Here is a 26,203-nt window from a genome sequence, read left to right as displayed (position 1 = left end):
CGTAAGCCGTTTGGTGATCGTCCGCGCCGTGAGGGCGAGGGCGACCGCCGCGGTTTTGGTGGCGGGGAGCGTAAGCCGTTTGGTGATCGCGACCGTAAGCCGTTCGGTGACCGTCCGCGCCGTGAAGGCGAGGGCGACCGCCGCAGCTTTGGCGGCGGAGAAAACCGCCGCCCGTTCGGCGACCGCCAGGACCGTGCACCCCGCGAGGACCGTGCCCCCCGTAGCTTCGACCGCGGCGACTCCGGCCCCCGCCAGTTCGGCCGCGACAGGGCTGAGGACCGCCCCGCACGCGTCCCCAACGCCCGCGACCTTCGCAGCGCGAACCGCCCGGACCGCGAGCGTTCGCCCGAAATCGACGAGGACGTCACGGGCAAGGAACTTGACCGCGCCACGCAGCACCAGATCAAGACTCTGGAAGCCAACAGCGCGGAGTGGGTGGCCCGCCACCTCGTGATGGCCGGACGGCTCATCGACGACGAACCCGAACTGGCGTTCCAGCACGCCCTCGCCGCCAGCCGCCGCGGCGGACGCCTTGCCGCCGTCCGCGAGGCAGTGGGTTTGACGGCTTATGCCGCCGGACACTACGGCGAGGCCCTGCGCGAGTTCCGCACCTACCGGCGGATCAGCGGTTCCAACGTCCACCTGCCCGTCATGGCAGACTGCGAACGTGGCCTGGGCCGGCCCGACCGCGCCCTGGACGTCGTCCGTTCCGAGGAGGCCCAGGACCTCGACGCGCCTGGCAAGGTAGAGCTGGCGATTGTCGCCTCCGGTGCCCGCGGCGACCTTGGCCAGCTGGACGCCGCCGTGGCGGAGCTGGAGATTCCGCAGCTGGACCTCAACCGCGCCTTTTCCTATAGCCCGCGCCTGTTCCGCGCTTATGCGGATGCCCTGACTGCCGTTGGCCGCGAAACCGAGGCCGGAAAGTGGCAGCGGCAGGCCGTCGTTGCCGAGGAAGCCCTGGGTCAGGGCATGGCGGAGGAACCCGACATCATCGACCTTGGCTGGGACGAGGAAGAGGAAGCCCGGGAAGAAGCTGAACGCCGGAAGCGGATTGCACATGCCGCAGGCACGGCGGCGCAGGACCCAACGGGTTCTTCCGACAGGCAGGCGGCCCCTGGGATCAGCGCCGAGGAGGAAGCTGCCGCACAGCGTCCCTCAGCGGACGCGGCGGAAGGGAACCTGGACGACGCGGAAGCGGATTACTTCGAATCCGACGACGCCGAGTCCGACCAGGATTCCGCCGAGCCAGACGAGGACGCTGCAGCCGGGGACGCTGAAAACGCTGACGCTGAAGCCGAGCACACCGAACAGCAGGATGCTGACCGGCGCCACGACGGCTCGGAGGACTAGCCCGGCATGAGTGATGCCCAACTGATCTCGCGGTTCGACGCGCTGTTGTCCGACCTGGACGGCGTGGTCTACGCCGGCGCCCACGCCATCCCGGGAGCGGTGGAGTCGCTGCAGCGGCTGGCCGGGATCGGCGTGGGCCTGGGGTACGTCACCAACAACGCCTCCCGGACGCCGGCGCAGGTGGCCGCCCACCTGCGCGAGCTTGGCGCCCCCGCCGAGGACCAGCAGGTGGTGAGCTCCTCCCAGGCCGGGGCCGACCTGCTGGCGTCGCTGCTGTCCCCGGGCGCTGCCGTGCTCATTACCGGAAGCCCGGCGCTGGCCCACGAGGTTGAGCTCGTTGGCCTGAAGCCGGTCCACGGCGCGCAGGACAATCCCGTGGCCGTGGTGCAGGGCTTCAACCCTGCGATCGGCTGGAAGGACCTCGCCGAGGCAGCATTCGTCCTGGCCGACGCGGACGTGCTCTGGGTTGCCACGAACACCGACATGTCGATCCCGCAGGCGCGCGGGATGGCTCCCGGCAACGGAACCCTGGTGGGCGCCGTGGCCGCCGCAACCGGCCGGCGGCCGCTCGTCGCGGGCAAGCCGGAGGCTCCGCTGTTCCACGCCGCGGCCAAGCGGCTGTCGTCGGACCGGCCGCTGGTAGTCGGCGACCGGCTGGACACCGACATCCTGGGCGGCAACCGGGCGGGCTTCGCCACCGTGGCCGTGCTGACCGGCGTCGACACACTGGAAACCATCCTGGCGGCCCGGACCGACGAGCGGCCCCGCTACATCATCCGGGACCTTGCCGGCCTTTACGAGGCGTATCCGGAAATTGATAACGACGGCGGGACGTTCCGTTGCGGTGCCGCCACGGCAACCGTGGGCGGTGACGCCATCCGCATCACCGGGCACAAGGACAACCTTGACTCGTGGCGCGCGGCGTGTGCCGCGTGGTGGGCGGCCCGGCCCGACGCCGACAGCCCCACAGCCCCCGAACTCCAGTGGCTGGATCAATAGACTGTTGCCATGCCCGAGTTGAACAACGACGCATCGGACGGCGCAGTTCAGGACACCGCAGTTCAGGTCACCGCAGTTCAGGACACCGCTGCGCCGGACACCGCTGCGCCCGACACCGCCTGGCCGGAGCTGCCCCTGCCCGGCGGCCGCGCTGATGCCGGCGTCGCCGACCCCGCGGTGCTGGCAATCCTGGACCGGGTCCGCGAAGTCCCCGGACTCCCGGTTTCGGAGCACCCCGCCGCCTATGCAGACATGCACGACGCCCTGCTTGAAGCCCTGAACGAAGAGCCGCAGTACGACGTGCCGCGTGAAAAGCCGCAGCCTGATGCGGGTGCCGCCTGACCATGCCCAGACTCGACCAACTGCTCGTCAGCAGGGGACTGGCGCGGTCCCGCACCCACGCCGCCCGGCTCATCGCCGAAGGCAAGGTGTCCTCTGAGGGTGACGTCCTCGCCAAAGCGTCGCTGCAGGTGGGCGACGACCGTGAGCTGAGCGTGGCGGAAGACGCGGCGGACGCCTACGTCAGCAGGGCCGGCCACAAATTGGCCGGCGCGCTGGACGCCTTCCCCGAGGTCGCCGTCGGCGGCAAACGGTGCCTTGACGCCGGAGCCTCCACGGGCGGCTTCACCGACGTCCTGCTGCGGCGGGGCGCCGCGCACGTGGTGGCGGTCGACGTCGGGCACGGCCAGCTGGTGCCGCAGCTCCGCAGCGATCCGCGCGTGAGCGTGCATGAAGGTTTGAACGTCCGCTACATGGAACCCGGCCAGATCGGTGGCCCCGCCGAGATCACGGTTGCCGACCTGTCCTTCATCTCTCTGACGCTGGTGCTGGCGCCGCTGGCCGCCTGCACGGCGCCGGGCGGCGACCTGGTTCTCATGGTCAAGCCGCAGTTCGAGATTGGCAAGGAACGGCTCGCCCGCACAGGCGTGGTCAACTCGGAGCGCGAACGGCGGCTCGCTGTCGGTAAAGTGGCGGGGGCGGCGCTGGACGCCGGCTTGGAACTGCGGGGGCTGTCCATCAGCCCGTTGCCTGGCCAGGACGGAAATGTCGAATACTTCCTGTGGATAACGCAAAGAATGTCCGAAGACTTGCCTAAGATCGAAGAGCGGGACGCAGCTGTCGCTGCGTTGCTGGGAAAGATCTGGCCGAATCACTAGAGAGCGGAACCCGATGAGCAGGCGTGTACTGGTACTTGCCCACACCGGCCGCGAGGAATCCCTTAAGGCGGCCTGGGAAGCGTGCGCCCAGCTCCACGCCTTCGGCATTATCCCCGTCATGCAGAAGTCCGAACTGGCCGACATGGAGGGCTTCTTCGGCGCGATGGACCAGCCGGTCGAGATCCTCCACGACCATATCCAGCTGCCGGACGTCGAACTGGTTATGGTGCTGGGCGGGGACGGGACCATCCTGCGGGCGGCTGAGCTCGTCCGCGAAGAGGATGTGCCGCTGCTTGGCGTGAACCTCGGCCACGTCGGTTTCCTGGCTGAGAGCGAGCGCGCGGACCTCGCCCAAACAGTCGAATGGATCGCCAGCCGTGAGTACACGGTGGAGGAGCGCATGACCATCGATGTTCAGGTCTGGGTCCGCGGCCAGAAGATCTGGCACACCTGGGCGCTGAACGAGGCCGCCATTGAAAAAGGCGACCGGGAGCGCATGCTGGAACTGGTCACGGAGGTGGACGAGCGCCCGCTGACCTCCTTCGGCTGCGACGGCGTGGTGCTCGCGACGCCCACCGGATCCACCGCGTACGCCTTTTCTGCCGGCGGCCCTGTTGTGTGGCCCGAAGTGGAAGCCCTCCTGATTGTGCCCATCAGCGCGCACGCCCTCTTCGCCAAGCCGCTGGTGGTCTCGCCCCGGTCCCGGCTGGCCGTGGAAGTACTGAACCGGACGGATGCCCTGGGCGTGCTCTGGTGTGACGGCAGGCGTTCCGTGGACCTGCCGCCCGGCGCCCGCGTCGAGGTCACCAGGTCGGCCACCCCTGTCCGCTTGGCCCGCACGCACCAGACGCCATTTTCGGGCCGGCTGGTCCGCAAGTTCCAGCTTCCCATCCATGGCTGGCGCGGTCCCGTACCGCAGTCCGAGGAAATCCATACCGGTCCGGTACCGATTGTGCGTACGCCCCGGACCATGGCGCCGCCCTCGGGCCTTCGGCCGTACGAACCCGGTCCAGAACCCGATCCTCCGACTGAAGAGTGAACCATGCTTGAAGAACTGAGAATCCGCGATCTCGGCGTCATCACCGACGCCACGCTGCCGCTGGGCCCCGGGCTCAGCGTGGTTACCGGCGAGACCGGTGCCGGCAAGACCATGGTGGTCACCGCTGTGGGGCTACTGCTGGGCGCCCGCTCGGATGCCGGCGCCGTGCGCAGCGGCGCAAAGAGCGCCTCTGCGGAAGCGGTGGTGCAGTTGCAGTCCGGGCACCTCGCCCTGGAACGCGCCAGGGACGCCGGTGCCGAGATTGAGGAGTTCGACGGCGGCGCGGAACTGCTGCTGTCACGCCGCCTCGGCGCCGACGGACGCAGCAGGGCCTTCCTCGGCGGCCGGGCCGCCCCGGTGGGCGTGCTGGCCGAAATCGGCGAGTCCCTCGTGGTGGTGCACGGGCAAACGGACCAGATCCGGCTCAAGGGCGCCGCGGCACAGCGCCAAGCCCTCGACAAGTTCGCAGGGGACGGGCTGGCCGCGACGCTCGGCGGATTCCAGGACCTCTACACCACCTGGAAATCCAGCCAGGCAGAGCTGGACTCACTCCGCAGCGCGGAGCGCGAGCGGCTCCGTGAGGCCGAGTCCCTGGAAGCCGCACTGGCGGAGATCGACGCCGTGGACCCACAGCCGGGGGAAGACGAGGCCCTTAAAGCCGAGGCCGTGAAGCTGGCCAACGTCGAGGAACTCCGGATCGCCGCCACCACCGCGCACCAGGCCCTCATTGCCGAGGACTTCGGCGAGGCCGGCGACGCCACGTCACTCGTTGATGCGGCCAAGCGGACCCTGGAACACGTGGCCGAACACGACGAGGAGCTCGGATCTGCGGCCGCCCGCCTCGCCGAGGTGGGATTCCTGCTCAACGACATCGCCACCGAGCTGGCCAGCTACCAGGCCGGACTGGACTCGGAGGGCCCGGAACGCCTGGCCGAAATCGAGGAACGCCGGGCGTCCCTGGCCAAGCTGGTCCGGAAGTACGCGCCAAGCATCGACGAGGTCCTTGAATGGGCGGAGACCGCCCGCGCCCGCTTTGACGAACTGCAGGGCGACTCCACACGCATCGAAAACCTGGAAGCAGATGTGGCCAGGGCCGCGGCCGAGCTGAAGAAACAGGCCGCGGCCATCAGCAAGGTCCGCGCCAAAGCCGCCAAGGACCTGTCCGCCCGGGTCAGCGCCGAGCTGAAGGCCCTCGCCATGGCAGACGCCACCCTGGTGATCACCATCGAAGCCGCCGCCCAGCTGGGACCTTACGGCGCGGACGAGATCTCCTTCCTGCTGCAGCCGCATTCCGGCGCACCGGCCCGGCCGCTGGGCAAGGGCGCGTCCGGCGGCGAGCTTTCCAGGGTCATGCTGGCCATCGAAGTGGTGCTGGCGGCCGTTGACCCCGTGCCGACTTTTGTCTTCGACGAGGTCGACGCCGGGGTTGGCGGCCGTGCCGCCGTCGAGATCGGCCGGCGGCTGGCCATGCTGGCGCGCCATGTCCAGGTCCTGGTGGTAACGCACCTGCCGCAGGTCGCCGCTTTCGCTGACCAGCACATCCGTGTGACCAAAACCTCTGTTCGAGGTTCCGACGGCTCCACGGCCAAGGGCTTCACCTCCAGCGACGTCCAGCTCCTGGACGAGGCCGAACGCGTCAGGGAACTGGCCCGGATGCTTGCAGGCCAGGAAGACTCCGAAACCGCCCAGGCGCACGCGCAGGAGCTTCTGGACGACGCCAAGCTCCTGCCCCAGCAGGCCTGAGCCCGGCGACGGCCTTGCAGCCCCGGGGCAACCCCTTGCCGGGAGCGCGCGGACAGGGAAAACTGAAGCCTTTGGGGACGCATACCCGATCCGTGGAAGGCTCAATTGATGATAGGCTCGAATTCCGTGGTGCAGCGATCAAATTCCCGTGTAAATTCCCGGTTCCCGGGCTCGTCCAAGACGACCAAACACATCTTCGTCACCGGCGGTGTGGCGTCCTCGCTAGGCAAGGGACTGACGGCCTCAAGCCTCGGCCACCTGCTGCGGGCACGCGGCTTGTCTGTAACTATGCAGAAGCTCGATCCCTATCTGAATGTGGATCCGGGCACGATGAACCCCTTCCAGCACGGCGAGGTTTTCGTCACAGACGACGGTGCTGAAACCGACCTCGACATCGGACACTACGAGCGCTTCCTCGACGAAAACCTCGAGGGCTCGGCCAACGTGACCACCGGCCAGGTCTACTCCACGGTCATCGCCAAGGAACGCCGCGGCGAGTACCTCGGGGACACCGTCCAGGTCATCCCGCACATCACCGATGAGATCAAGCGCCGGATGCGGCTTCCTGCCGAGGGCAAGAACGCGCCGGACGTCATCATCACGGAGATCGGCGGCACGGTCGGCGACATCGAGTCGCAGCCCTTCCTCGAGTCCGCCCGCCAGGTCCGCCAGGACGTCGGCCGGACCAACGTCTTCTTCCTCCACGTTTCCCTGGTCCCATACATTGGTCCTTCGCAGGAACTGAAGACTAAGCCCACGCAGCACTCCGTGGCCGCCCTCCGCTCCATCGGCATCCAGCCGGAAGCCATCGTCATCCGCTCGGACCGCGAAGTTCCCGATGCCATGCGCGAGAAGATCGGCCGCATGTGCGACGTCGACATCGACGCCGTGGTCAACGCCGCCGACGCCCCGAGCATCTACGACATCCCCAAGACCCTGCACACCCAGGGCCTGGATTCGTACATCGTCCGGGCGCTGGACCTGCCGTTCAAGGACGTCGACTGGACCAGCTGGGACAAGCTCCTCGAAGCTGTCCACAACCCCAAGCACGAGGTCGAGGTTGCCCTCGTGGGCAAGTACATCGACCTCCCGGACGCTTACCTCTCCGTCACGGAGGCCCTGCGCGCCGGCGGCTTCGCCAACGACGCCAAGGTCAAGATCCGCTGGGTCCCGTCCGACGAATGCGAGACGCATGAAGGTGCGGTCCGCTCCCTTGAGGGTGTGGACGCGATCTGTGTTCCTGGCGGCTTCGGCATCCGCGGCCTGGAAGGCAAGCTGGGCGCCCTCAAGTTCGCACGCGAATCCCGGCTGCCCGTGCTGGGCCTTTGCCTCGGCCTGCAGTGCATGGTCATCGAGTACGCCCGCAACGTCGTCGGTCTGGAGGGTGCCTCCTCCAGCGAGTTCGAGCCGGACTCCAAGTACCCGGTCATCGCCACGATGGAAGAGCAGCTGGAATTCGTCGAGGGCCGCGGCGACCTTGGCGGCACCATGCGCCTTGGCCTCTACGAGGCCAAGCTGGACGAGGGTTCGGTTATCGCCGAGACCTACGGCACCACCACCGTCAGTGAACGCCACCGCCACCGGTACGAGGTGAACAACAAGTACCGCGAGCAGATTGCTGCCGAAGGCCTGGTGTTCTCCGGCACGTCGCCGGACGGCAAGCTGGTGGAATACGTGGAACTGCCCCGCGAGGTTCACCCCTACTACGTGGCCACCCAGGCGCACCCGGAACTGAGCTCGCGGCCCACTAGGCCGCACCCGCTCTTCGCCGGCCTGGTGAAGGCGGCCCTGGACCACCAGAGCGGCAGCGCCGGGAGCGGTTTCGAACCCGCTGCGGCTGGATCAGGCGAAGCCGCCGCGGAGTAGATCCCAGCAGAGTAATTTCACAGCACCCATAGAGTAAGGACGGCGCGATGCCCGGTAATTCTGAAAACACCCCTGCTGACCGGCAGGTTTCGGATGCGCCGAGCCCGCGCCGTCTGCTCTCCCGGGAGCGGGTTTACAACGGCCGGATCTGGGACGTTGTCAGCGACAGCTTCAAGCTCACCGCCGAGGGTGATCCCTTGGTCCGCGATTACATCGAGCACCCCGGGGCGGTCGCTGTGCTCCCCATGAACGACGACGGCGAGGTGCTGCTGATCAAGCAGTACCGCCACCCGGTGGGCATGGACCTGTGGGAGATTCCCGCCGGCCTGCTCGACGTCGAGGGGGAGGACTTCGTAGTGGGCGCCGCACGGGAGCTCGCCGAGGAAGCCGACCTGATCGCCAGTGACTGGAATGTCCTGGTGGACTTTTACAATTCGCCCGGATCCTCCAGTGAGGCGATCCGGATCTACCTTGCCCGCGGCCTCACCGAGGTCCCGCATCACGAACTCCACGTCCGCACGGACGAGGAAGCGGAAATCGAGCTGCACTGGATCCCGCTGGAGGATGCCGTTGCCGCAGTGCTGGAGGGACGCCTGCACAACCCGTCCGCCGTCGTCGGAATCCTCGCGGCCGCGGCCGCGAAAGCGGACGGCTTCAGCGGACTACGGCCGGGCGACGCCCCCTGGCCGGCCCACCCCAGCAAGCGCTGATGTCCACGGACACGGCGGCACCGGAGGATTCTTCCGCCACGGCGGCAGCAAACCCGACAGACGGCGCGGAATCGGCGCCTCCGTCACGGCCGCGCACCGCGATTGACCGTGGCGTGATCGACTACCTGCAGCACATGGGCGTCGAACGGGGTCTGGCGGCGAACACTCTGTCCGCTTACCGCCGCGACCTGGCGCGGTACTCGACCTACCTCGCCGGGCAGGGCCTCACCAGTCCGGCCGACGTCACCCGCCACCACGTGACGGGTTTCGCGCAGGCGCTCTCTGACGGAGCCGACGGTGGTACCCCGCTGGGAGTGCGGTCCGCCGCACGGACCGTGGTGGCCGTCCGCGGACTGCACCGCTTTTGGGCGCTGGAAGGGACCACGACGGCGGACCCCGCCAGCGACGTGCACCCGCCGATGCCCGGCAAGCGGCTGCCCAAGGCCATCACCGTGGACGAGGTCACGCGGATCCTGGAAGCCGCCGGCACAGACACCGCAACCGGTCTCCGGGACCGGGCGCTGCTCGAATTCCTCTACTCCACCGGAGCCCGGATCAGCGAAGCCGTGGGCCTGGACGTCGACGACCTCTCGGTGGCGGCCGCCGAATCCGGCCCGGCCATCGTGCGGCTGTTCGGAAAGGGCTCCAAGGAACGCCTCGTCCCGCTCGGCTCATTCGCGGCCCGCGCCCTCGACGCCTACCTGGTCCGGGGCCGCCCACTGCTCGCGGGGAAGGGCAAGGGCACCCCGGCGCTGTTCCTCAACGCGAGGGGCGGGCGCATCAGCCGGCAAAGCGCCTGGACCATCCTTAAAGCCGCGGCGGACAAGGCCCAGATCACCAAGGATGTGTCCCCGCACACGCTGCGGCACTCCTTCGCCACCCACCTGCTCGAAGGCGGAGCGGACGTCCGCGTGGTCCAGGAGCTGCTCGGCCATGCCTCGGTGACCACCACACAGGTGTATACCCTCGTTACCGCCGACACGCTGCGGGAGGTCTACGCCGCAGCGCACCCCCGGGCCCTGGGATAATCCCGACTCCTGTATCAACGTGCGGATAGCGCCGGCACCGCTAGGCTGGTTTGCATGACTTCCGTGCCCGTCACCCTCTGCTTCCTTCTACGGGAACGCGCGGAGGTCGGGCCTGAGGTGCTCCTTGGCCTGAAGAGGACCGGCTTCGGAACCGGCAAAATTGTCGGTCTCGGCGGCCATGTGGAGGCCAGCGAGACCGACGCCCAGGCAGCGTGCCGGGAGGTGCTGGAGGAAGCCGGCGTCGTTGTCCTCGAAGAGGACCTGTTGGACGCGGGAACAGTGGAGTTCATTTTTCCCGCCCGCCCTGACTGGAACATGTCCACCAGCCTGTTCACCACCCGCCGGTGGGCCGGTGAGCCCGTCGAGAGCTCCGAGATCATTCCGGAGTGGTTCCTGGTTTCCGCCCTTCCGCTGGAGCGCATGTGGCAGGATGCTGAGCACTGGCTGCCCCTGGCGCTGGCCGGGAGCGTCGTCGATGCCGTCATCACCCTGAACGGGGACAACGAGACCGTGGCGTCTGCCGAATATTCTTTCCGGGCCGTGTAACCGCCCATGTCCTGGCGGAAACTATACGGTTAGCCTGCCAGGTCAGGACACTACTTCTTAGGTTTGGGGGAGATGTGGATTCGGAACGCGAACTGGCGTTCATCGCCGTTCACAGGGACAGCTATCCGCGGGTTTACAGGTACGTGCGGCGGCGGGTGGAATCGCCGGAGCTAGCCGAGGAGCTCGCCGCCGACGTGTTCCGCGTCGTATGGCAGAAATGGCACGACCAGCCGCGATCGGACATCGCCTGGCTTTTGACCGTGGCACGGAACCTGATTGGAAATGCCTACCGGAGCCGCGACCGCCTCGTGGCGCTGCAGGCAAAGCTCCGGGCGTCCGCAGAGCTCCGCTCGGGCGCGGAGTCCGAGGACCTGGTGGTCCACGACGCCATGGCCGCGCTGCGCGACAGTGAGCGCGACATCCTGCAATTGGCCTACTGGGACGAATTGAGCGTGGCGGAGATCGCCGGCGTTCTGCAGTGCAGCAAGGCTGCTGCCAAGGTCCGCCTGCACCGTGCCAGGGCCGCCTTCCGCAAGCAAATGCCGGTCAGCGCCCCGTCTGGAAGACAGAGCTCGGGCAGACAGAGTCCGGGCAAGCAAAATTCGGCTACACAGAAGATGGGTGCATGAGATGGATCCGATCAAAAACCTGATTGCCGGGGCTGACCCGCTCCGCAGCGATCCTGCCGTGCCCGATGCCGGCGAGGCCCTGCGGCAGGTGACCACCGGGGTTCCGATGTTTACGGACAGCCTGCCGCCCACTGTCTTGCAGTTCGAGGACCGGAAACGACGGCGGGCCCTGGCGGCCGGTGTGGTGACCCTGGCGGCCGCAGCGGTTACCGCCGGTGTGCTGGTGGCGACGAACCTCGGACCGCTGGCATCGGCGCCCGCTCCGGCGGGCACCGTGGGGCCGTCCGCTTCCGAAACGGCGGGGCCGGCCACGCCTACGCCGGCGGCTACGCCCTCTGCAACACCGTCGGCGACAGCAACGCCGGCGCCGACAAGCACCGCAGCCGCGGTTTCGTGGACCACTTTCACGGACGCTACCGGCCAGGCCGCCTTTGAGCACCCGCTGGGGTGGACCGTGTCCCAAACGCCGCAAACCATCGACGGCGGTGCCTACAACATCGTCGAGGTGAAGAATGCCGCGGGCAAGGCCGTGGCCACTCTCCGGTTGGTTTACGACGCCACGGGCGGCCCTGTCTGCCCGGATCCGAAGCCGTACCAGACCCTCGATTCGGTGACTGTCGACATCCCGCAGAAGGCCGCCAAGCTCAGGGAACACCCTCAGGTCCCGTCCGCCTTTGTCTTCCGCGTGATCGAGGGAGACAAGGTCTATGGGTCCCTCGCCCTGACTGACGGAGATTTGGCTCCGCAGACCACGACGTGTGGCTTGTACAACGGAATCCTCGGCCCGGACCGCGTCCCGTTCGTGCAATTTGGCGACACTGTCTGGCTCACGGCGGACGGAAAGGACGCCCCGCTCACTTTCGACTCTGTGGCCGAGGCCAAGGCATACATGGGAACGCAGGAGTACAAAAACCTTAAGCGAATGCTGGTCTCCCTGGCGCTGCAGCCTGCCGCCTCCTGAGACCCGCGATAAAGAACGCCGGGCCGGCCACCCCAAAAGGTGACCGGCCCGGCGTCGTACGCGTATACAGGTGAGGGGTTACGGCACGTGCCGTTCGTCCGGACCGTTGTAGGCGCTCAGCGGGCGAATGAGCGAGTTGGCATTCAGCTGCTCCATGAAATGGGCCGTCCAGCCCGTGATCCGGCTGGCCACGAACAGCGGCGTGAACATGTTCGTGTCGAAGCCCATCAGGTGGTACGTGGGGCCGGCCGGGTAGTCGAGGTTCGGTTTGATGCCCTTGGCTTCGTCCATGGCCGATTCGAGCCCGTTGTACAGGCCCAGCAGTTCGGGCCGGCCGTAGTGGGCGATCATCTTGTCGAGGGCGGCCTTCATGGTGGGCACCCGGGAGTCGCCGTGCTTGTAGACCCGGTGGCCGAAGCCCATGACCTTCTTTTTCTGGGCCAGGGCATTTTCCATCCATGCCTTGGCGCGGTCGGCCGCTTCCTCGAGGGACTCCTCGGGCCGGATGCCGATCTCGTCGAAGGTGTGCATCACGGCCTCGTTGGCCCCGCCGTGCAGCGGCCCCTTGAGAGCACCGATGGCGCCGGTCACCGCCGAATGGAGGTCGGACAGCGTGGACATGATGACGCGCCCGGCGAAGGTGGAGGCGTTGAAGGAGTGCTCCGCGTAAAGAATCATGGAGACGTTGAAGGCCTCCACCACCTCGGCGACGGCCTCCTCGCCGAAGGTCATCCACAGGAAGTTGGCCGAGTAGCCGAGGTCGTCCCTCGGCTCCACCGGTTCAACGGAGCGTCCCGCCGCGTGGCGGCGCCGCTGGTCGTACGCCACCACGGCCGGCATGGCGGCAAACAGGTCCAGGGCCTTGGCCATGTTGGCCTCCCGGGATGAATCCTCCGCGAGCTCGTGGCGGGCGCCCATCACCGACGCGGCGGTGCGGCAGACATCCATGGGGTGCGACGTCGTCGGCAGGGCATCAATCACCTGCTTGACCACGGGATCCAGCCGCCGTCCGGCGCGCTCGCGGGCCGTGAAGTCAGCCAGCTCGCCGGAAGACGGCAGCTCGCCGTTCCACAGGAGGTAGGCGACCTCTTCGAAGCTGCACCGGGCGGCGAGCTCCTGGACGGGATAGCCGCGGTACAGCAATGAGTTCGTGTCGGGATTGACCTTCGAGACCGCGGTGTAGTCCACCACGACGCCGTCGAGGCCCTTCTTGATCTCTTCTTCAGCCATGCTGAACTCCTTCGTTCCTTGCGTCCGATTACCGGCTGGATGGGCCGGTGGTCCTGCGGGGATTTGGGTGTCAGTCGGTCCCGGGGATCCGGAAGTTGAAGACACCTGTGTCAAAGCGGTTGTAGGCCTCGTAATCCACCAGGTCGTACAGCCGCGCGCGCGTCAGCATGCTCCCTACCTGCGCTTCCTGCGTTCCGTCAGCCTTAATTGAGTCCAGCGTACGCTCAGCCGCCCCCATGGCACTACGGAGCAGGGTCACCGGATAAATCACCATGTTCACGCCCACATCCTGCAGCTGGTCCACGGTGAAGAGGTCGCTCTTGCCGAACTCGGTCATGTTGGCCAGGATCGGCACGTCGACGGCGTCGCGGATGGCCTGGAATTCCTCCAGCGTGGCCATGGCCTCGGGGAAGATCGCGTCCGCGCCCGCCTCCACGAGGGCCTTGGCGCGGTCCTTCGCTGCTTCCAGACCTTCCACCGCACGGATGTCGGTGCGGGCCATGATCAGGAAGTTTGGGTCCCGCCGCGCATCCGCCGCGGCGCGGATGCGTTTGGTGGCGGTGTCCAGGTCCACGACGTTCTTGCCGTCGAGGTGGCCGCAGCGCTTGGGATTGAACTGGTCCTCGATGTGGCAGCCGGCGAGCCCGGCGTTTTCCAGTTCCTGTACGCTGCGGGCCACGTTCATGGGTTCGCCGAAGCCGGTGTCCGCGTCCACGATGCAGGGCAGGTCGGTCATCCTGGCGATCTGGCCTGCCCGGGTGGCCACTTCGGTGAGCGTGGTGAGGCCGATGTCCGGCAGGCCAAGGTCGTTGGCGAGGACGGCGCCGGAGATGTACACCCCGGCGAAGCCCTTCTCCTCGATCAGCCGTGCGGAGAGCGGGTTGAACGCTCCGGGGAACTGCTGGATAGTTCCGGAAGCCAGCAATTCACGGAAGCGCAGCCGCTTCTGCTCGGGGGTGGCCGCGGAGTACAGCATTTAGAACAGCCCCTTGGGCGCGGCGTTGAGGTCGATGACGCCGGGCGCCGCGGCGATGTTGAGCTGGTCCAGCTCGCCTGCCGCGAGTTCCGGGAGGCGTTCGACGGCGGTCAGGAACCTTTCGATTTCTTCCTCGGTCACCAGCCCGGCGGCCAGGGTGCGGAACTTGTTCACGTACTGCTCGCGGGTGAACGGGCGGGCGCCCAGCGGGTGGGCGTCGGCTACGGCAATCTCGTCCCGGATGACGGTGCCGTCGATGAGCGTGATTTCCACCGAACCGCCGAAGGCCTTCTCCGAGATGTCCAGGGAGTGGTAGCGGCGGGTCCACTCCGGATCCTCCACCGTGGACACCTTCTGCCACAGCTCCACCGTGTTCGGGCGGGCAGCACGTTCGGGGGAGTAGGAGTCGACGTGGTGCCAGGCCCCGTCCTGCAGCGCGACGGTGAAGATGTAGGGGATGGAGTGATCCAGCGTCTCCCGGGAGGCGGTGGGGCTGTACTTCTGGGGATCGTTGGCGCCAGAGCCGATCACGTAGTGCGTGTGGTGGCTCGTCTTGATCAGGACGGACTTCACGTTCGCCGCATCTGTGGCTTCGGGGTGTTCCCTGTTCAGCTTGCGGGCGAGGTCGATCCAGGCCTGTGCCTGGTACTCGGCCGAGTGTTCCTTGGTGTAGGTGTCCAGGATGGCGCGCTTGGCCTCACCGGGCGTGGGCAGGGGAACCTCGTAGGAGGCATCCGGGCCGTCCAGCATCCAGGCGATCACGCCGTCCTCGCCCTCATAGATCGGCACCGGGGAGGTCTGCCCGCGCATGGACCTGTCCACCGCCTCCACCGCCATCTTCCCTGCGAAGGCCGGCGCGTGCGCCTTCCAGGTGGAGATCTCGCCCTTTCGCGACTGCCTCGTTGCTGTGGTGGTGTGCAGGGCCTGGCCCACGGACTGGAAGATGGTCTCCACGTCCAGGCCGAGCAGGGTGCCGATGCCGGCCGCCGCGGACGGGCCCAGGTGGGCTACGTGGTCGATCTTGTGCTTGTGCAGGCAGATGGCCTTCACCAGGTTCACCTGGATCTCATAGCCGGTGGCGATGCCGCGGATCAGGTCCGCCCCGCTGGATCCGACGTGCTGGGCCACGGCGAGGATCGGTGGAATGTTGTCGCCCGGGTGCGAGTAGTCCGCGGCGAGGAAGGTGTCGTGGTAATCCAGTTCGCGGACCGCCACGCCGTTGGCCCACGCCGCCCACTCCGGGGAGACCCGCTCCCCGATGCCGAAGACCTTGGCCCCTTTGCCGCCGCTGGACGGGCCGTGCGTGAGGGCCTGAGCCCGGGCCGCAACGATAGGGGCGCGGTTCAGCGAGGCGATGGCCACGGAGGCGTTGTCGATGATCCGGTTGATCACCATATCCGTGACATCCGCCATTACTTCCACCGGGTCGGCTGCCACGACGGCAATCTTGTGGGCGAGCTGGTCCTCGCGGGGGAGGTTTTCCTCGCTCTTGTACACGCGGACGTGGTGTTCCTTAACCATGGGACTCCTTCTGGGCGGATGTGTGGGCGGCTTTGACGTGGGAAAGACTGCGGTGCAGGTGGAGGGTGGTGGCCGCTTCGGCAAGCCTAGGGTTGCCTTCGGCGATGGCTTCGGCGATGGCGGCATGTTCAGCTGCCGCGGCTGTGAGCCGGGCGTGGTCGTCGGCGGCGAGCCTGCGGACCCTGACAAGGTGGACGCGCAGGCCCCGCATGGCCTGCGCCAGGTAGGAGTTGGCGATGGCAGCATCGATGGCTGCATCCAGGCGGCCGACAAGCTCGTAATAGTCGTGCCGGGCGGGATCCGGGGAGTTGAGCAGGGCTGGCGCGTCCAGCAGCTCGCTCTGGAGCTGGAGGAAGACGTCGGCATCTCCGCGTTGGGCTGCCAGCGCGGCAGCCTTTCCCTCGAGGGTTTCGCGGAGCTCGAACAGCTCGTCGATGTCGGCCAGTGAGATATCCGTGACGACGACGCCGCGGCCGCCCGGCGTCGTCAGCCCCTCCGCCGTCAGGCGGCTCAGCGCCTCCCGGAGCGGCGTGCGTGAGACGCCGAGGCGTTCCGATTGTTCGACTTCGGCGAGTACCGTGCCGGGGAGTAGGCGCCATTCGATAATGTCATCGCGCAGCGCCGCATAGGCCCTGTCACTGGCACGCATTTCGTCTCCCTTCTTCGGCCGGACTTAAATTTTAGTGTATACACGGGGTGCGGGTTTGCCTAGCTCCTGTGCGCTTTTCCTTCGAAAGCGGCAGTGCAATGTATACATGCTACCGCGGAAGGCACCCTGAGCTGATACCGGTTTTCGATTTTGAGCGGCCCAAAAAACTTTCCGATCCGGCCCGCTTGTGGGGCCGTATCCGCCCCTTGAATGTCGGTGCCTCCTGTCATGCTGCGGGTATGGATGGGAAGGCAGCGGTGCAGACGGTGGAGGGCGTGGAGTCCTCCGTTGCCGCGTTGGCTGTTTTTGTTCGTGAGGCCGCCGGCGCCGAGGCCGGTTCCGGGGCAGCCCGGCCGGGTGGTGATCCGCTGCGGAATCAGGCGGATGCCTGGTTGGATGCGCTGGCCGAGGCTGCGAGGTTGGAGGCCCGGGTGGCGGCGTTGGAGGTGCAGGCCGCGGCCGGTTTCGCCGCTGCGGAGGCGGCTTTGGCGGCTCCTGATGCTTCCCGGTCGGAGCGGGACCTGCTGGAGATGTCAGTGACGGCGGAGGTGGCGGGCGCGCTGACGCTGAGTGAGGGGTCGGCGGCCCGGTTTCTGGAGGAATCGTCCAGGCTGAGCAGGGACCTGCCGTTGACGCTGGCCGCGCTCGGGTCGGGGAGTATTTCGTGGCAGCACGCCCGGATTATATGCGATGAGACCGAGGGGTTGGATCCGGAAGCCGCCGCGGCCTTCGAGGCGCATTTCCTGGACCCGGACACGCCCGGGTACGCGCGCAGGGTTGCCCGGCGGGGGAGCTGACCCCATCGAGGTTCCGGGCTAAGGCACGGTATTGGCGGGAGCGGCATCATCCGGTCAGCATCGAACCCCGGCACGCCAAGAGTGCGAAGGACCGGCGGCTGGAGTACGTCCCGGACCGGGACGGCATGGCCTGGTTCTCGGCCTATCTGCCCGCGGACCAGGCCGCCGGGATCTGGGACCGCACCACCGCCGCCGCCAGATCAATGCAGGGCCCGGCCGAAACCCGCACCCTGACCCAGCTCCGCGTCGACACCTTCGCCACGTGGCTGCTCACCGCAGGCCACCCGGTTGTCGGCGCGGTTGACGGCCGGCTGGCGGCCCGTCCGCAGAGTCGGTTCCCGCAGGCTCCGTGCCGGTCGGTGGTGTGCCGTCCCCCAAGGCGCAGGTCCTGGGCACGGTTCCGGTGTTCTCGCTGCTCGGTGTGACCGACGAACCTGCCACACTCGACGGGTACGGGCCGATCCCGCCGTCGATGGCCCGCCGGCTCGTCGCCGACGGCGCAACATCGTTCCTCCGGGTGCTGACCGATCCGCGGGATGGGGCGCCGTTGGAGATCGGACGCACCAGCTATCGGCTGACGAAGCCAATGCGCCAATGGCAGCGCCTCCGCGACGCGAAATGCACGTTCCCGAGCTGCAACAACCACTCCCTGGACAACGAGGCCGACCACATCCTGGCGTGGGCCGACGGCGGCGGGACCGGCATCGCCAATCTCGGCCAGCCGTGCCCGAAACACCACAGACTGAAACACTCCACAGCATGGAGACCCGTCGGAGCGACCCGTGACGAACCGCCGGGCTGGATTTCGCCGTCGGGCCGGTCCTACCCGGCCGAGTACCAGGACTGGGAACCACCCAGCTGGCCAGAACCACCACCCGCCCAAGACTTGCCGGAACCGCCGGACTGGCCGGAGCAGCCGGCCAGGCCCGACGACCTGGATCCACCGCTGCCTTTGGATCCCTGGCCCCACTGGTCCTCACCCACGGCCGCCTGAGGTCAGGTCTCCATTCCGGTGCCTGTGCTTTGCTCCAGTTCAGGCATCGGAATGCCTGAAGTGCTGATCTGTAAGCGGCTGGTCTGCAAAGGGCCGTCCTCAACGGGGCCCTAGGTAGTGAGCCGCGTCAGTATCCAGATGCCGGTTGTTGGTCAGGCGCGCGCCCAGCGGTATTCGTTTTCAGGGCGGCCCGGCGCGCCGTACCGTGCCGTGCGGGAGACCGTTCCGGCGTCGGCAAGGTACTCGAGGTAGCGCCTCGCCGTGACTCTCGACATCCCCAAGGCGGTCATGACTTCGGTGGCCGAGACAGCCCCGGGCTGTTCCTTCATGAAGTCGCGGACGGCGTCGAGCGTTGAAGGGGCCAGGCCCTTCGGCAGCGGCAGCTCCGACGGCGCCCGCAGGCTGGCAAAGGCCTGATCCACATCGCTCTGCGATGCGGCTGCCTTCGCCGTCCCCGCCGCCGGTCCTGCCAGCTGCTCACGGAACTGCCGGTAGCTCTCCAGCTTGTCCGCGAACGTCGCGTAGGTGAACGGCTTGATGAGGTACTGCACGACGCCGATGGAGACGGCGCTGCGGACAATCGCCAGTTCCCGAACGGCCGTAATCGCGATGATGTCGGCGAAGTGCCCGGCGGAGCGCATTCGCCGGGCGATGTCGAGTCCATGCAGGTCCGGCAGGTTCATGTCCAGCAGAATCAGCTCCACCGGGCTGCCGGCGGCGGAGAACTCGGTGAGCATCCGGAGCGCCGACTGGCCGTCCGGGGCCGTTCCGGCCAGCGTGAAGCCGTCCACCCTGCCCACGTAGGCGGCGTGTGCCGCAGCCGCCACGGGCTCGTCCTCGACGACGAGGACTCGGATGTCTGTCACGCGTGCTCCTCCGGGGGGCTCGATGCGGCCGTGCTGGACGGGAATGTGCTTGGTGGAAAGGTGTCGGGGAAGGAAGTGTGTGAAAGCGAGGCGTCCGAAGCGATTGTGGCCGGAAGCGCTATGTGGAAGCGTGCCCCGCCGGTGCTCGAGTTGCTGATGCTCATGGTACCGGCCAGGCGCTGGACGGCCTGTTTCACCAGCGCCAGGCCGAGGCCCCGCCCGAAGGGCCCGGCCGTCTTGGTGCTGAAACCGTAGCGGAACACGTCGTCCACAGCTGTTGGGTCAATGCCCTTGCCCGAATCCTGCACGGTGATGTCCAGGCTCCCGCCCGTCGTGTCCACCAGCAGCTCCACCCGCCTTGGTGCGGGGGCCTCGGCGGCAGCGTCGATGGCGTTGTCCAGAAGATTGCCAAGGACCGTGACCAGGTCCTGTACCGCCAACTCTCCGCTGAGGGCCGGCCCGGACGCCCCGACCACCAGCTCGACGCCGCGCTCGTGGGCCTCAGCCGCCTTGCCCATGACCAGTGCGCTAAGCACCGGCTCCTGGACTGAACCGACCACGTCGTCCGTCAGTTGCTGGCTCAGCTCCAGGTCCTTCGTGGCAAAGTCGAGGGCCTCATCAGTCCGGCCCAGCTCCAGCAGGGAGACCATGGTATGAAGGCGGTTTGCGTGTTCGTGGGTCTGCGCACGGAGGGCATCGGAAAGTGTCCGCATGCTTTCAAGCTCGGTGCCCAGGGACTCGATTTCCGTGCGGTCGCGGATAGTGGCGACGGTGCCGAACAGCGGGCCCCGCTGCCGTCCAGCGGACGATCCTGGCCCCACTGCCGGCCGCTGGTTAACCACCAGCACGCCGTCACGCGCGAGGTGGATTTCGTCATGGGCCGTGCGCCCCGACTCGAAGAGTTCCTTGAGGCTGGGGGCCAAAGGCAGGTCGGCGAGCAACGGCGTGGCCGCGTGGTCGTCCTCCGCTTCACGCGGCTCCAACCCCAGCAGCTCGGCCGCCTGGTCGTTGTAGATGACCACCCTTCCGGCCGGGTCGATCAGGACAACACCCTCCCGGACCGAGTGCAGCACCGATTCGTAGTAGGCGAAGAGCTGGGCCAGCTGCTCGGGACCCCACCCCCTGGTCACCCGCCGCAGGTAGCGGCCAAGAAACCACGACGCGAGCGATCCGCCCGCGAGCAGGAAGCCGGAGACTGCCAGCAGCGCCGGCAGCCTGCCGGACACAGCCACGTCCACCGTATTGACGGTCACCCCGGCCGCCACGAGCGCGCGGACGGCGCCCTTGGCGTCCTTCACCGGGGCGATCGTCCGCACCGACGGACCCAGCGTTCCGGCGGTAATCTCGGTGAACACCCGTCCCTGGATGGCCTCCTCGATCGAACCGATGTAGGGGCGGCCCAGCTCCTCGTCCAGCGGGTGCGTCCACCGCGTCCGGTCCGGCGCCATGATGGTGATGAAATCGGCTCCGGAATCGGCCATGACTTTCAGCGCGTAGGGCTGCAGCTGCGCCGAGGGATTCCGGGAGCCGGCGGCCTGCAGAACCAGCGGGCTATCGGCGATGGACGTAGCGAGGGCGCCCATCCGGCGGCCGGCCTCTTCGTAGGCGTGGTCCCGGGCGTCGACGAAAACGGCCGTGCCGACGATGGCCGTGAGAGCCAGCATGAACAGGAGGTTCGCGACGAACAGCCGCCTGGCGATGCTCCACCGGTGGATCATTAACACCTCCCATGACCAATATGAACGCAACGGTGAGCCAAGTCACCCTGTGGCTAATGATGGAAATCACAAAGGACCGACGCGCGGAGCCCAGAGATTGTGCCGAAGCGTCTTCCAGATTATCCATAAGGAGAGACAAGATGGCTTCTCAACGAGGAGAGTCGGCAGCGCCGGCTAAAGCCGAGCGTAAGGGACTTGACAAGTCCCATTACCTGTACATCGCAGTTATCGTAGCCGTCATCCTCGGCGCTCTGGTGGGACTGCTGTTCCCCGAGGTCGGAAAATCACTCAAGCCCCTCGGTGACGGCTTCATCAAGCTGATCAAGATGATGATCGCCCCGGTTATTTTCTGCACCATCGTGCTGGGCATTGGCTCTATCGCGAAGGCGGCCACCGTTGGTAAGGTCGGCGGCCTGGCACTGGGCTACTTCGTCGTGATGTCCACCTTCGCGCTGGCGATCGGCCTCGTCGTTGGCAACATCATCCACCCGGGCGAAGGCCTGAAGCTCACGCCGTACGACCCCAACAAGAAGGCGGCCACGGACAGCACCGTAGACTTCCTGCTGGGCATCATCCCCGGCGACATTCCGGTGCTTCCCACCCTGCTCGCCGCCATCCTCGTCGGCTTCGCGCTGCAGAAGATGGGCCCCTCGGGCGCACCGATCCTGAAGGCCATCGGCCACGGCCAGGCCCTGGTCTTCCGCATCCTCATCATGATCATGTGGCTTGCCCCCGTGGGTGCCTTCGGTGCCATCGCCGCCGTAGTCGGCGCCACCGGCTTCCAGGCCATCATCAGCATGTTCACCCTGATGATTGCGTTCTACATCACCTGTGCGCTGTTCATCGTCGTCATCCTCGGCGGCCTGCTGCAGGTGGTCACCGGCGTGAACATCTTCAAGCTGATGAAGTACCTGGCCCGCGAATACCTGCTGATCTTCTCGACGTCGTCCTCCGAGGCCGCCCTGCCGCGCCTCATCGCAAAGATGGAGCACCTGGGCGTCTCCAAGCCGGTGGTCGGCGTGACGGTTCCCACCGGTTACTCCTTCAACCTGGACGGCACGGCCATCTACCTGACCATGGCGTCGCTCTTCGTGGCCAACGCCATGGGAACACCGCTGGACCTCGGCGCGCAGATCTCCCTGCTGATCTTCATGATCATCGCTTCCAAGGGCGCAGCCGGTGTCACCGGTGCCGGCCTGGCCACGCTCGCTGCCGGCCTGCAGGCCCACCGGCCCGAGCTCCTGGGCGGCGTCGGCATGATCGTCGGCATCGACCGCTTCATGTCGGAGGCCCGTGCACTGACCAACTTCACCGGCAACGCCGTCGCCACCCTGCTGGTCGGCACCTGGGTCAAGGAGGTGGACGGCGAACAGGTCAACCGGGTCCTGTCCGGCGAGGCACCCTTCGACGAACAGACCATGGTGGCGCACCACCACGGTGAGGCCGAAACGCCCGAACGCGCCGTACCGGCCAAGGCCTAAGGCCTGGCGCCAGCACAGCCAATAATGAACCGCCCGCACAGGCCCTGCCTGTGCGGGCGGTTCCATTGCCGCCCGAAAGTCAACCTTCGACCTCAGGTACAAGGTAAAGGCTCAAACACCATCAAAAGTCAAGGTCCATGGAATGCCGTGTCGGGCGCTGTAGCCTTGGGGTGGAAGAAGCAGGGGCGCTGGCAGACAGCGGCAGAAAAATCACCGTCATCGAAAGTGTGGATAGATACGTGAGCAGCGAACAGGGTTCAGCAACTCTGGAAGGCACGGAACTCGACCTGGAAGACGCCGTCATGGGTCCTACCGGCCGCCCCCACCGCGAATTTCCGGAGCCCGCGCCGCTGTCCTCCCATGGACCGGCCCGCGTCATAGCCATGGTTAACCAAAAGGGCGGGGTGGGCAAGACCACTTCCACCATCAACCTTGCCGCAGCGCTCGCCGAATACGGCCGCCGCGTGCTGCTGGTGGACTTTGACCCGCAGGGTGCGCTGTCCGCCGGGCTCGGCGTCAACCCCCACGAACTCGATCTGACCGTCTACAACGTCCTGATGGACCGCAAGATCGACATCCGCGACGCCATCCACCAGACCGGCGTGGAGAACGTGGACCTGCTGCCCGCCAACATCGACCTCTCGGCGGCGGAAGTCCAGCTGGTCAACGAGGTGGCCCGCGAGCAGGTCCTGGACCGGGCGCTGAAGAAGGTCGAGGACGACTACGACGTCGTGCTCATCGACTGCCAGCCCTCCCTCGGCCTGCTCACCGTCAACGCCCTGACCGCGGCCCACGGCGTGATCATTCCGCTGATCTGCGAATTCTTTGCCCTCCGCGCGGTTGCACTGCTGGTCGAAACCATCGACAAGGTCCAGGACCGGCTCAACCCGCGGCTGCAGGTGGACGGCGTGCTGGCCACGATGTACGACGCCCGCACCCTGCACAGCCGCGAGGTCATCAGCCGCCTGGTGGAGGCCTTCGGCGACAAGGTCTTCGAAACTGTCATCAAGCGTTCCATCAAGTTCGCCGACGCCACCGTGGCCGCCGAGCCCATCACGAGCTACGCCGGCAACCACATCGGCGCCGACGCCTACCGCCGCCTCGCCAAGGAACTGATTTCGCGCGGCGGCGCGCCCTAGCCGGAATGACCGCAGAGCCGGCAACGCCAGCCGCCGAGGCCAGGCGGTCCGGCTTCGAAGTACGTCTGGCCAACTTCAGCGGCCCCTTCGACCTCCTGCTGGGACTGATCTCCAAACACCAGCTGGACATCACCGAGGTGGCGCTTGCCACGGTTACCGACGAGTTCATCCGGTACATCCGGAACCTCCAGGACCTGGGGGAGGAGTGGGCTCTTGACGAGGCCAGTGAATTCCTCGTCATCGCGGCCACGCTGCTGGACCTGAAGGCAGCGCGCCTGCTGCCCGCCGGTGAAGTGGAGGACGACGACGACATCGCCCTTCTCGAGGCACGTGACCTGCTCTTTGCCCGGCTGCTGCAGTACAAGGCCTTCAAGAAGGTTGCCGCGCTGATGGACGCCACCCTGGAACTGGAATCCCGGCGCTATCCGCGGCAGGTGGCCCTCGAGGAACACTTTGCAGCGATGCTGCCGGAGCTCGTCTGGAAGCACAGCCCCGCACAGTTCGCGGCACTGGCCGAGGCAGCGCTCAAGCCAAAGGACCCCGCACCGACAGAGGTCGGAGTGGCCCACCTGCACGGCAGCACGGTCAGCGTCAAGGAACAGGCTGAACTCATCGGCCTGTTCCTGCAGGACGGCCGGCCCCTGACATTCCGTGCACTGATAGCCGACGCCGAATCCACGCTGGTTGTGGTGGCACGCTTCCTGGCTCTCCTGGAGCTGTTCAGGGACCAGGTGGTGGCCTTCGACCAGGTGGCGCCGCTGGCCGACCTGACTGTGCGCTGGGCGGCGGCCGGCACGGGATGGACCGGGGAGCACCTGAGCGAGGAATACGAGGAGCAGCAATGACCGATCCAGTTGCCGGCCGGGAACGGGCCGCGCTTGAGGCGGTGCTGATGGTGCTGGACGAGCCCGCCACTGCCACCGCCCTTGCCGCCAGGCTGAACCTGACCGTGGCTGCTGTCGAGGCGCTGCTGCTGGATCTGCAGCGCGACTATGACGGCTATACTGTTAAAGCCCCGGATTTGGAAACTGGCAGTAATGGACACAGGCATGACGTCACTTCCAGCCCCCGGGGTTTTGAATTGCGGAATGTCGCCGGCGGCTGGCGCATCTACTCACGGGCTGAATTCGCCGACGTCGTTGGTGCTTTCGTCCTGGAGGGGCAGACAGCCAGGCTGACCCAGGCGGCGCTCGAGACACTTGCTGTCATCGCCTACCGCCAGCCGGTATCCAGGGCAAGGGTTTCTGCAATTCGGGGAGTCAACGTTGACTCTGTTGTGCGGACGCTGACCCAGCGCGGCTTGATCGAGGATGGCGGAACAGACTCGGAATCGGGCGCTGTCCTGTACCGCACGACGTCGTATTTCCTTGAACGCATGGGAATCGGCTCGGTGGCTGAGTTGCCTCAGCTTTCACCGCACCTTCCGGGGCTTGAAGGAATTGAAGAGTTCTACGACGCCGGAAGAATGTAGGCGGCACGCCTGCGAAGCAGTTTTTACCAGGGCAGATTTAATCTGCACGGCTGGCTAGTGTTGTCTCTGGACAACCTTTGCCGGTCAAAATCACAGAGGACGGGTCATGACACAGGCGGGACGCCAGGGTTCACCACGTAACAGCTCCGGACGTAAAGGTCCGGAGCGCAACGCTCCACGCGGCGCGGCACAAGGCCGCGGCGCAGGCGCAGGCGCCGGGAAGCGCGACTTCCCCAAGGGCGGCGACCGCCCCTTCGGCGACCGCACCCACAAGGCCAAGCCCCGCGAGGAGCGCTTCGTCGATCCCGACGAGGCACCCGCCGGCCGCCGGCCCGCCGGTGACTGGAAGGGGGGCGCCAAGGCCCCCGCAGCCAGGACAGGTGCACCCAAGACCGGCGCACGCAGGGCCGATGCCCGGAAGCCCGGCGCGAACAGGGCCCCCGGTACCCCCGGCGCACTGAAGCCCAAGTCGGGCGCCCCCAAGGCCGCGGGTCCGCGCGCCTTCGGCAGCGAACGCTTCGGCCAGAACCTGGGGCCGGTCCGCCGGCCCTCCCGCACGCGCGGTCCCCGCGCCGCGGTGCCGCAGTCCGAAGTCCACGACGCCGACGGCGTCCGCCTGCAGAAGGTCATGGCCTCCGCCGGCGTCGCCTCCCGCCGTGTCTGCGAAGAGATGATCGCCGAGGGCCGGGTTGAGGTCGACGGTAAGGTCGTCACCGAGCTCGGCGTACGCGTCGATCCCAAGACCGCCGTGATCCACGTGGACGGCCTGCGCATCCAGCTCGATGACACGCTGGTCTACATGGTGTTCAACAAGCCCAAGGGCGTGGTGTCCACCATGGAGGACCCCGACGGCCGGCCGTGCATCAGCGACTACGTCCGCAACAACCAGGGCGAACGGCTCTTCCACGTCGGGCGCCTTGACGTCGCCACCGAGGGCCTGCTGCTGCTGACCAACGACGGCGAGCTGGCCAACCGGCTGACCCACCCGTCCTACGAGGTTCCCAAGACCTACCTGGTCCAGGTCCGCGGGCCGTTCCCGCAGGGCATCGGCGCGCAGCTCAAGGAGGGCATCGAGCTCGAGGACGGTTTCGCGTCGGTCGACTCCTTCCGCCTGGTCGACTCGACGCCGGGCCATGTCCTGATCGAAGTGGTCCTGCACTCCGGCAAGAACCGCATTGTCCGGCGCCTGTTCGACGCCGTCGGCTTCCCGGTATTGCGCCTGGTGCGCGTCAAGGTCGGCCCGATCGGCCTGGGCGACCAGCGCCAGGGAAGCATCCGCAACCTCGGCAAGCAGGAAGTCGGCCACCTGCTGGCATCCGTGGGGCTGTAAAGG

Annotated in this window: 23 protein-coding genes and 1 pseudogene; 18 read left to right on the top strand and 6 right to left on the bottom strand. The window is 67.1% G+C overall.

All coding sequences use genetic code 11. The features are described 5' to 3' along the window. The 12 genes from G9E11_RS05475 to G9E11_RS05420 form a co-directional block, all read left to right on the top strand. On the top strand, positions 1 to 1,350 hold a 1,350-nt coding region (locus G9E11_RS05475), incomplete at its 5' end, for a hypothetical protein (RefSeq protein WP_194717775.1). A 6-nt stretch (positions 1,351 to 1,356) separates the two neighbouring features. Then, positions 1,357 to 2,349 carry an HAD-IIA family hydrolase gene (locus G9E11_RS05470; protein WP_190603510.1) on the top strand — a complete coding sequence of 331 codons (993 nt, stop codon included), beginning with the start codon at positions 1,357 to 1,359 and terminating at the stop codon, positions 2,347 to 2,349. A gap of 9 nt (positions 2,350 to 2,358) precedes the next feature. Further along, positions 2,359 to 2,691, top strand: coding sequence for a hypothetical protein (locus G9E11_RS05465; protein ID WP_190603508.1), 333 nt, complete (start codon positions 2,359 to 2,361; stop codon positions 2,689 to 2,691). A 2-nt stretch (positions 2,692 to 2,693) separates the two neighbouring features. Next, positions 2,694 to 3,506, top strand: a complete 813-nt coding sequence (locus G9E11_RS05460; protein WP_190603506.1) for a TlyA family RNA methyltransferase — start codon at positions 2,694 to 2,696, stop codon at positions 3,504 to 3,506. 13 nt (positions 3,507 to 3,519) lie between these two features. Further along, complete coding sequence (locus G9E11_RS05455) at positions 3,520 to 4,545, top strand: NAD kinase (RefSeq protein ID WP_190603504.1); 1,026 nt, start codon at positions 3,520 to 3,522, stop codon at positions 4,543 to 4,545. Between the two features lie 3 nt (positions 4,546 to 4,548). Then, the gene (gene recN / locus G9E11_RS05450; protein ID WP_190603501.1) at positions 4,549 to 6,288 is read left to right on the top strand and encodes a DNA repair protein RecN; all 1,740 of its coding nucleotides are present in this window, start codon (positions 4,549 to 4,551) and stop codon (positions 6,286 to 6,288) included. A 108-nt stretch (positions 6,289 to 6,396) separates the two neighbouring features. Further along, positions 6,397 to 8,154 (top strand): CTP synthase, encoded by a 1,758-nt coding sequence (locus tag G9E11_RS05445; protein ID WP_190603500.1) that lies wholly within the window; start codon positions 6,397 to 6,399, stop codon positions 8,152 to 8,154. Positions 8,155 to 8,201: 47 nt separating this feature from the next. Then, on the top strand, positions 8,202 to 8,864 hold the full coding sequence (locus tag G9E11_RS05440; protein WP_190603498.1) for an NUDIX domain-containing protein: 663 nt from the start codon (positions 8,202 to 8,204) through the stop codon (positions 8,862 to 8,864). Continuing rightward, positions 8,864 to 9,892, top strand: coding sequence for a site-specific tyrosine recombinase XerD (gene xerD, locus G9E11_RS05435; protein WP_190603496.1), 1,029 nt, complete (start codon positions 8,864 to 8,866; stop codon positions 9,890 to 9,892). The genes G9E11_RS05440 and xerD overlap by 1 nt, the downstream gene beginning before the upstream one ends. Before the next feature lie 54 nt (positions 9,893 to 9,946). After that, positions 9,947 to 10,438: an 8-oxo-dGTP diphosphatase gene (locus tag G9E11_RS05430; RefSeq protein WP_190603494.1), complete on the top strand. Its 492-nt coding sequence runs from the start codon at positions 9,947 to 9,949 to the stop codon at positions 10,436 to 10,438. A 74-nt stretch (positions 10,439 to 10,512) separates the two neighbouring features. Then, positions 10,513 to 11,067 (top strand): RNA polymerase sigma factor, encoded by a 555-nt coding sequence (locus tag G9E11_RS05425; protein WP_190603492.1) that lies wholly within the window; start codon positions 10,513 to 10,515, stop codon positions 11,065 to 11,067. Between the two features lies 1 nt (position 11,068). After that, positions 11,069 to 12,028 carry a hypothetical protein gene (locus tag G9E11_RS05420; protein WP_190603490.1) on the top strand — a complete coding sequence of 320 codons (960 nt, stop codon included), beginning with the start codon at positions 11,069 to 11,071 and terminating at the stop codon, positions 12,026 to 12,028. 78 nt (positions 12,029 to 12,106) lie between these two features. On the opposite strand, the gene G9E11_RS05415 is transcribed toward G9E11_RS05420, so the two are convergent. The 4 genes from G9E11_RS05415 to G9E11_RS05400 all read right to left on the bottom strand — a co-directional run bounded on the left by G9E11_RS05415 (position 12,107) and on the right by G9E11_RS05400 (position 16,404). Beyond that, positions 12,107 to 13,258, bottom strand: a complete 1,152-nt coding sequence (locus G9E11_RS05415; protein ID WP_190603488.1) for a bifunctional 2-methylcitrate synthase/citrate synthase — start codon at positions 13,256 to 13,258, stop codon at positions 12,107 to 12,109. A gap of 70 nt (positions 13,259 to 13,328) precedes the next feature. Next, complete coding sequence (prpB, locus tag G9E11_RS05410; protein WP_190603486.1) at positions 13,329 to 14,234, bottom strand: methylisocitrate lyase; 906 nt, start codon at positions 14,232 to 14,234, stop codon at positions 13,329 to 13,331. Next, the gene (locus tag G9E11_RS05405) at positions 14,235 to 15,755 is read right to left on the bottom strand and encodes an MmgE/PrpD family protein (RefSeq protein ID WP_190603484.1); all 1,521 of its coding nucleotides are present in this window, start codon (positions 15,753 to 15,755) and stop codon (positions 14,235 to 14,237) included. Next, positions 15,748 to 16,404: a GntR family transcriptional regulator gene (locus G9E11_RS05400; RefSeq protein WP_190603482.1), complete on the bottom strand. Its 657-nt coding sequence runs from the start codon at positions 16,402 to 16,404 to the stop codon at positions 15,748 to 15,750. The genes G9E11_RS05405 and G9E11_RS05400 overlap by 8 nt, the downstream gene beginning before the upstream one ends. Positions 16,405 to 16,643: 239 nt before the next feature. On the opposite strand from G9E11_RS05400, the pseudogene G9E11_RS05395 reads away from it, so the two are divergent. Then, a pseudogene (locus G9E11_RS05395) lies at positions 16,644 to 18,195 on the top strand (HNH endonuclease signature motif containing protein). Between the two features lie 152 nt (positions 18,196 to 18,347). Here G9E11_RS05395 and G9E11_RS05390 read toward each other — a convergent pair. Next, positions 18,348 to 19,061: a response regulator gene (locus G9E11_RS05390; RefSeq protein WP_190603479.1), complete on the bottom strand. Its 714-nt coding sequence runs from the start codon at positions 19,059 to 19,061 to the stop codon at positions 18,348 to 18,350. Then, complete coding sequence (locus tag G9E11_RS05385; RefSeq protein WP_190603478.1) at positions 19,058 to 20,779, bottom strand: sensor histidine kinase; 1,722 nt, start codon at positions 20,777 to 20,779, stop codon at positions 19,058 to 19,060. Before G9E11_RS05385 ends, G9E11_RS05390 begins: the two co-directional genes overlap by 4 nt. A gap of 140 nt (positions 20,780 to 20,919) precedes the next feature. Here G9E11_RS05385 and G9E11_RS05380 point away from each other — a divergent pair, with 140 nt between their 5' ends. From G9E11_RS05380 to G9E11_RS05360, 5 genes are all read left to right on the top strand, one after another. Continuing rightward, positions 20,920 to 22,260, top strand: a complete 1,341-nt coding sequence (locus tag G9E11_RS05380) for a cation:dicarboxylate symporter family transporter (RefSeq protein ID WP_190603476.1) — start codon at positions 20,920 to 20,922, stop codon at positions 22,258 to 22,260. A 239-nt stretch (positions 22,261 to 22,499) separates the two neighbouring features. Continuing rightward, positions 22,500 to 23,399, top strand: a complete 900-nt coding sequence (locus G9E11_RS05375; RefSeq protein WP_190603474.1) for a ParA family protein — start codon at positions 22,500 to 22,502, stop codon at positions 23,397 to 23,399. A gap of 5 nt (positions 23,400 to 23,404) precedes the next feature. Continuing rightward, a complete protein-coding gene (locus G9E11_RS05370) occupies positions 23,405 to 24,244 on the top strand; it encodes a segregation and condensation protein A (RefSeq protein ID WP_190603472.1) in 840 nt (279 codons plus the stop codon). Beyond that, complete coding sequence (gene scpB / locus G9E11_RS05365) at positions 24,241 to 24,870, top strand: SMC-Scp complex subunit ScpB (protein WP_190603471.1); 630 nt, start codon at positions 24,241 to 24,243, stop codon at positions 24,868 to 24,870. Before G9E11_RS05370 ends, scpB begins: the two co-directional genes overlap by 4 nt. A 106-nt stretch (positions 24,871 to 24,976) precedes the next feature. Beyond that, positions 24,977 to 26,200: a pseudouridine synthase gene (locus tag G9E11_RS05360; protein WP_190603469.1), complete on the top strand. Its 1,224-nt coding sequence runs from the start codon at positions 24,977 to 24,979 to the stop codon at positions 26,198 to 26,200. The last annotated feature ends 3 nt before the right edge of the window (positions 26,201 to 26,203 follow it).

The organism is Arthrobacter ipis (assembly GCF_014694315.1).
Classification (GTDB): Bacteria; Actinomycetota; Actinomycetes; order Actinomycetales; family Micrococcaceae; genus Arthrobacter; species Arthrobacter ipis.
This window is presented reverse-complemented; position numbering and strand designations above follow the sequence as displayed.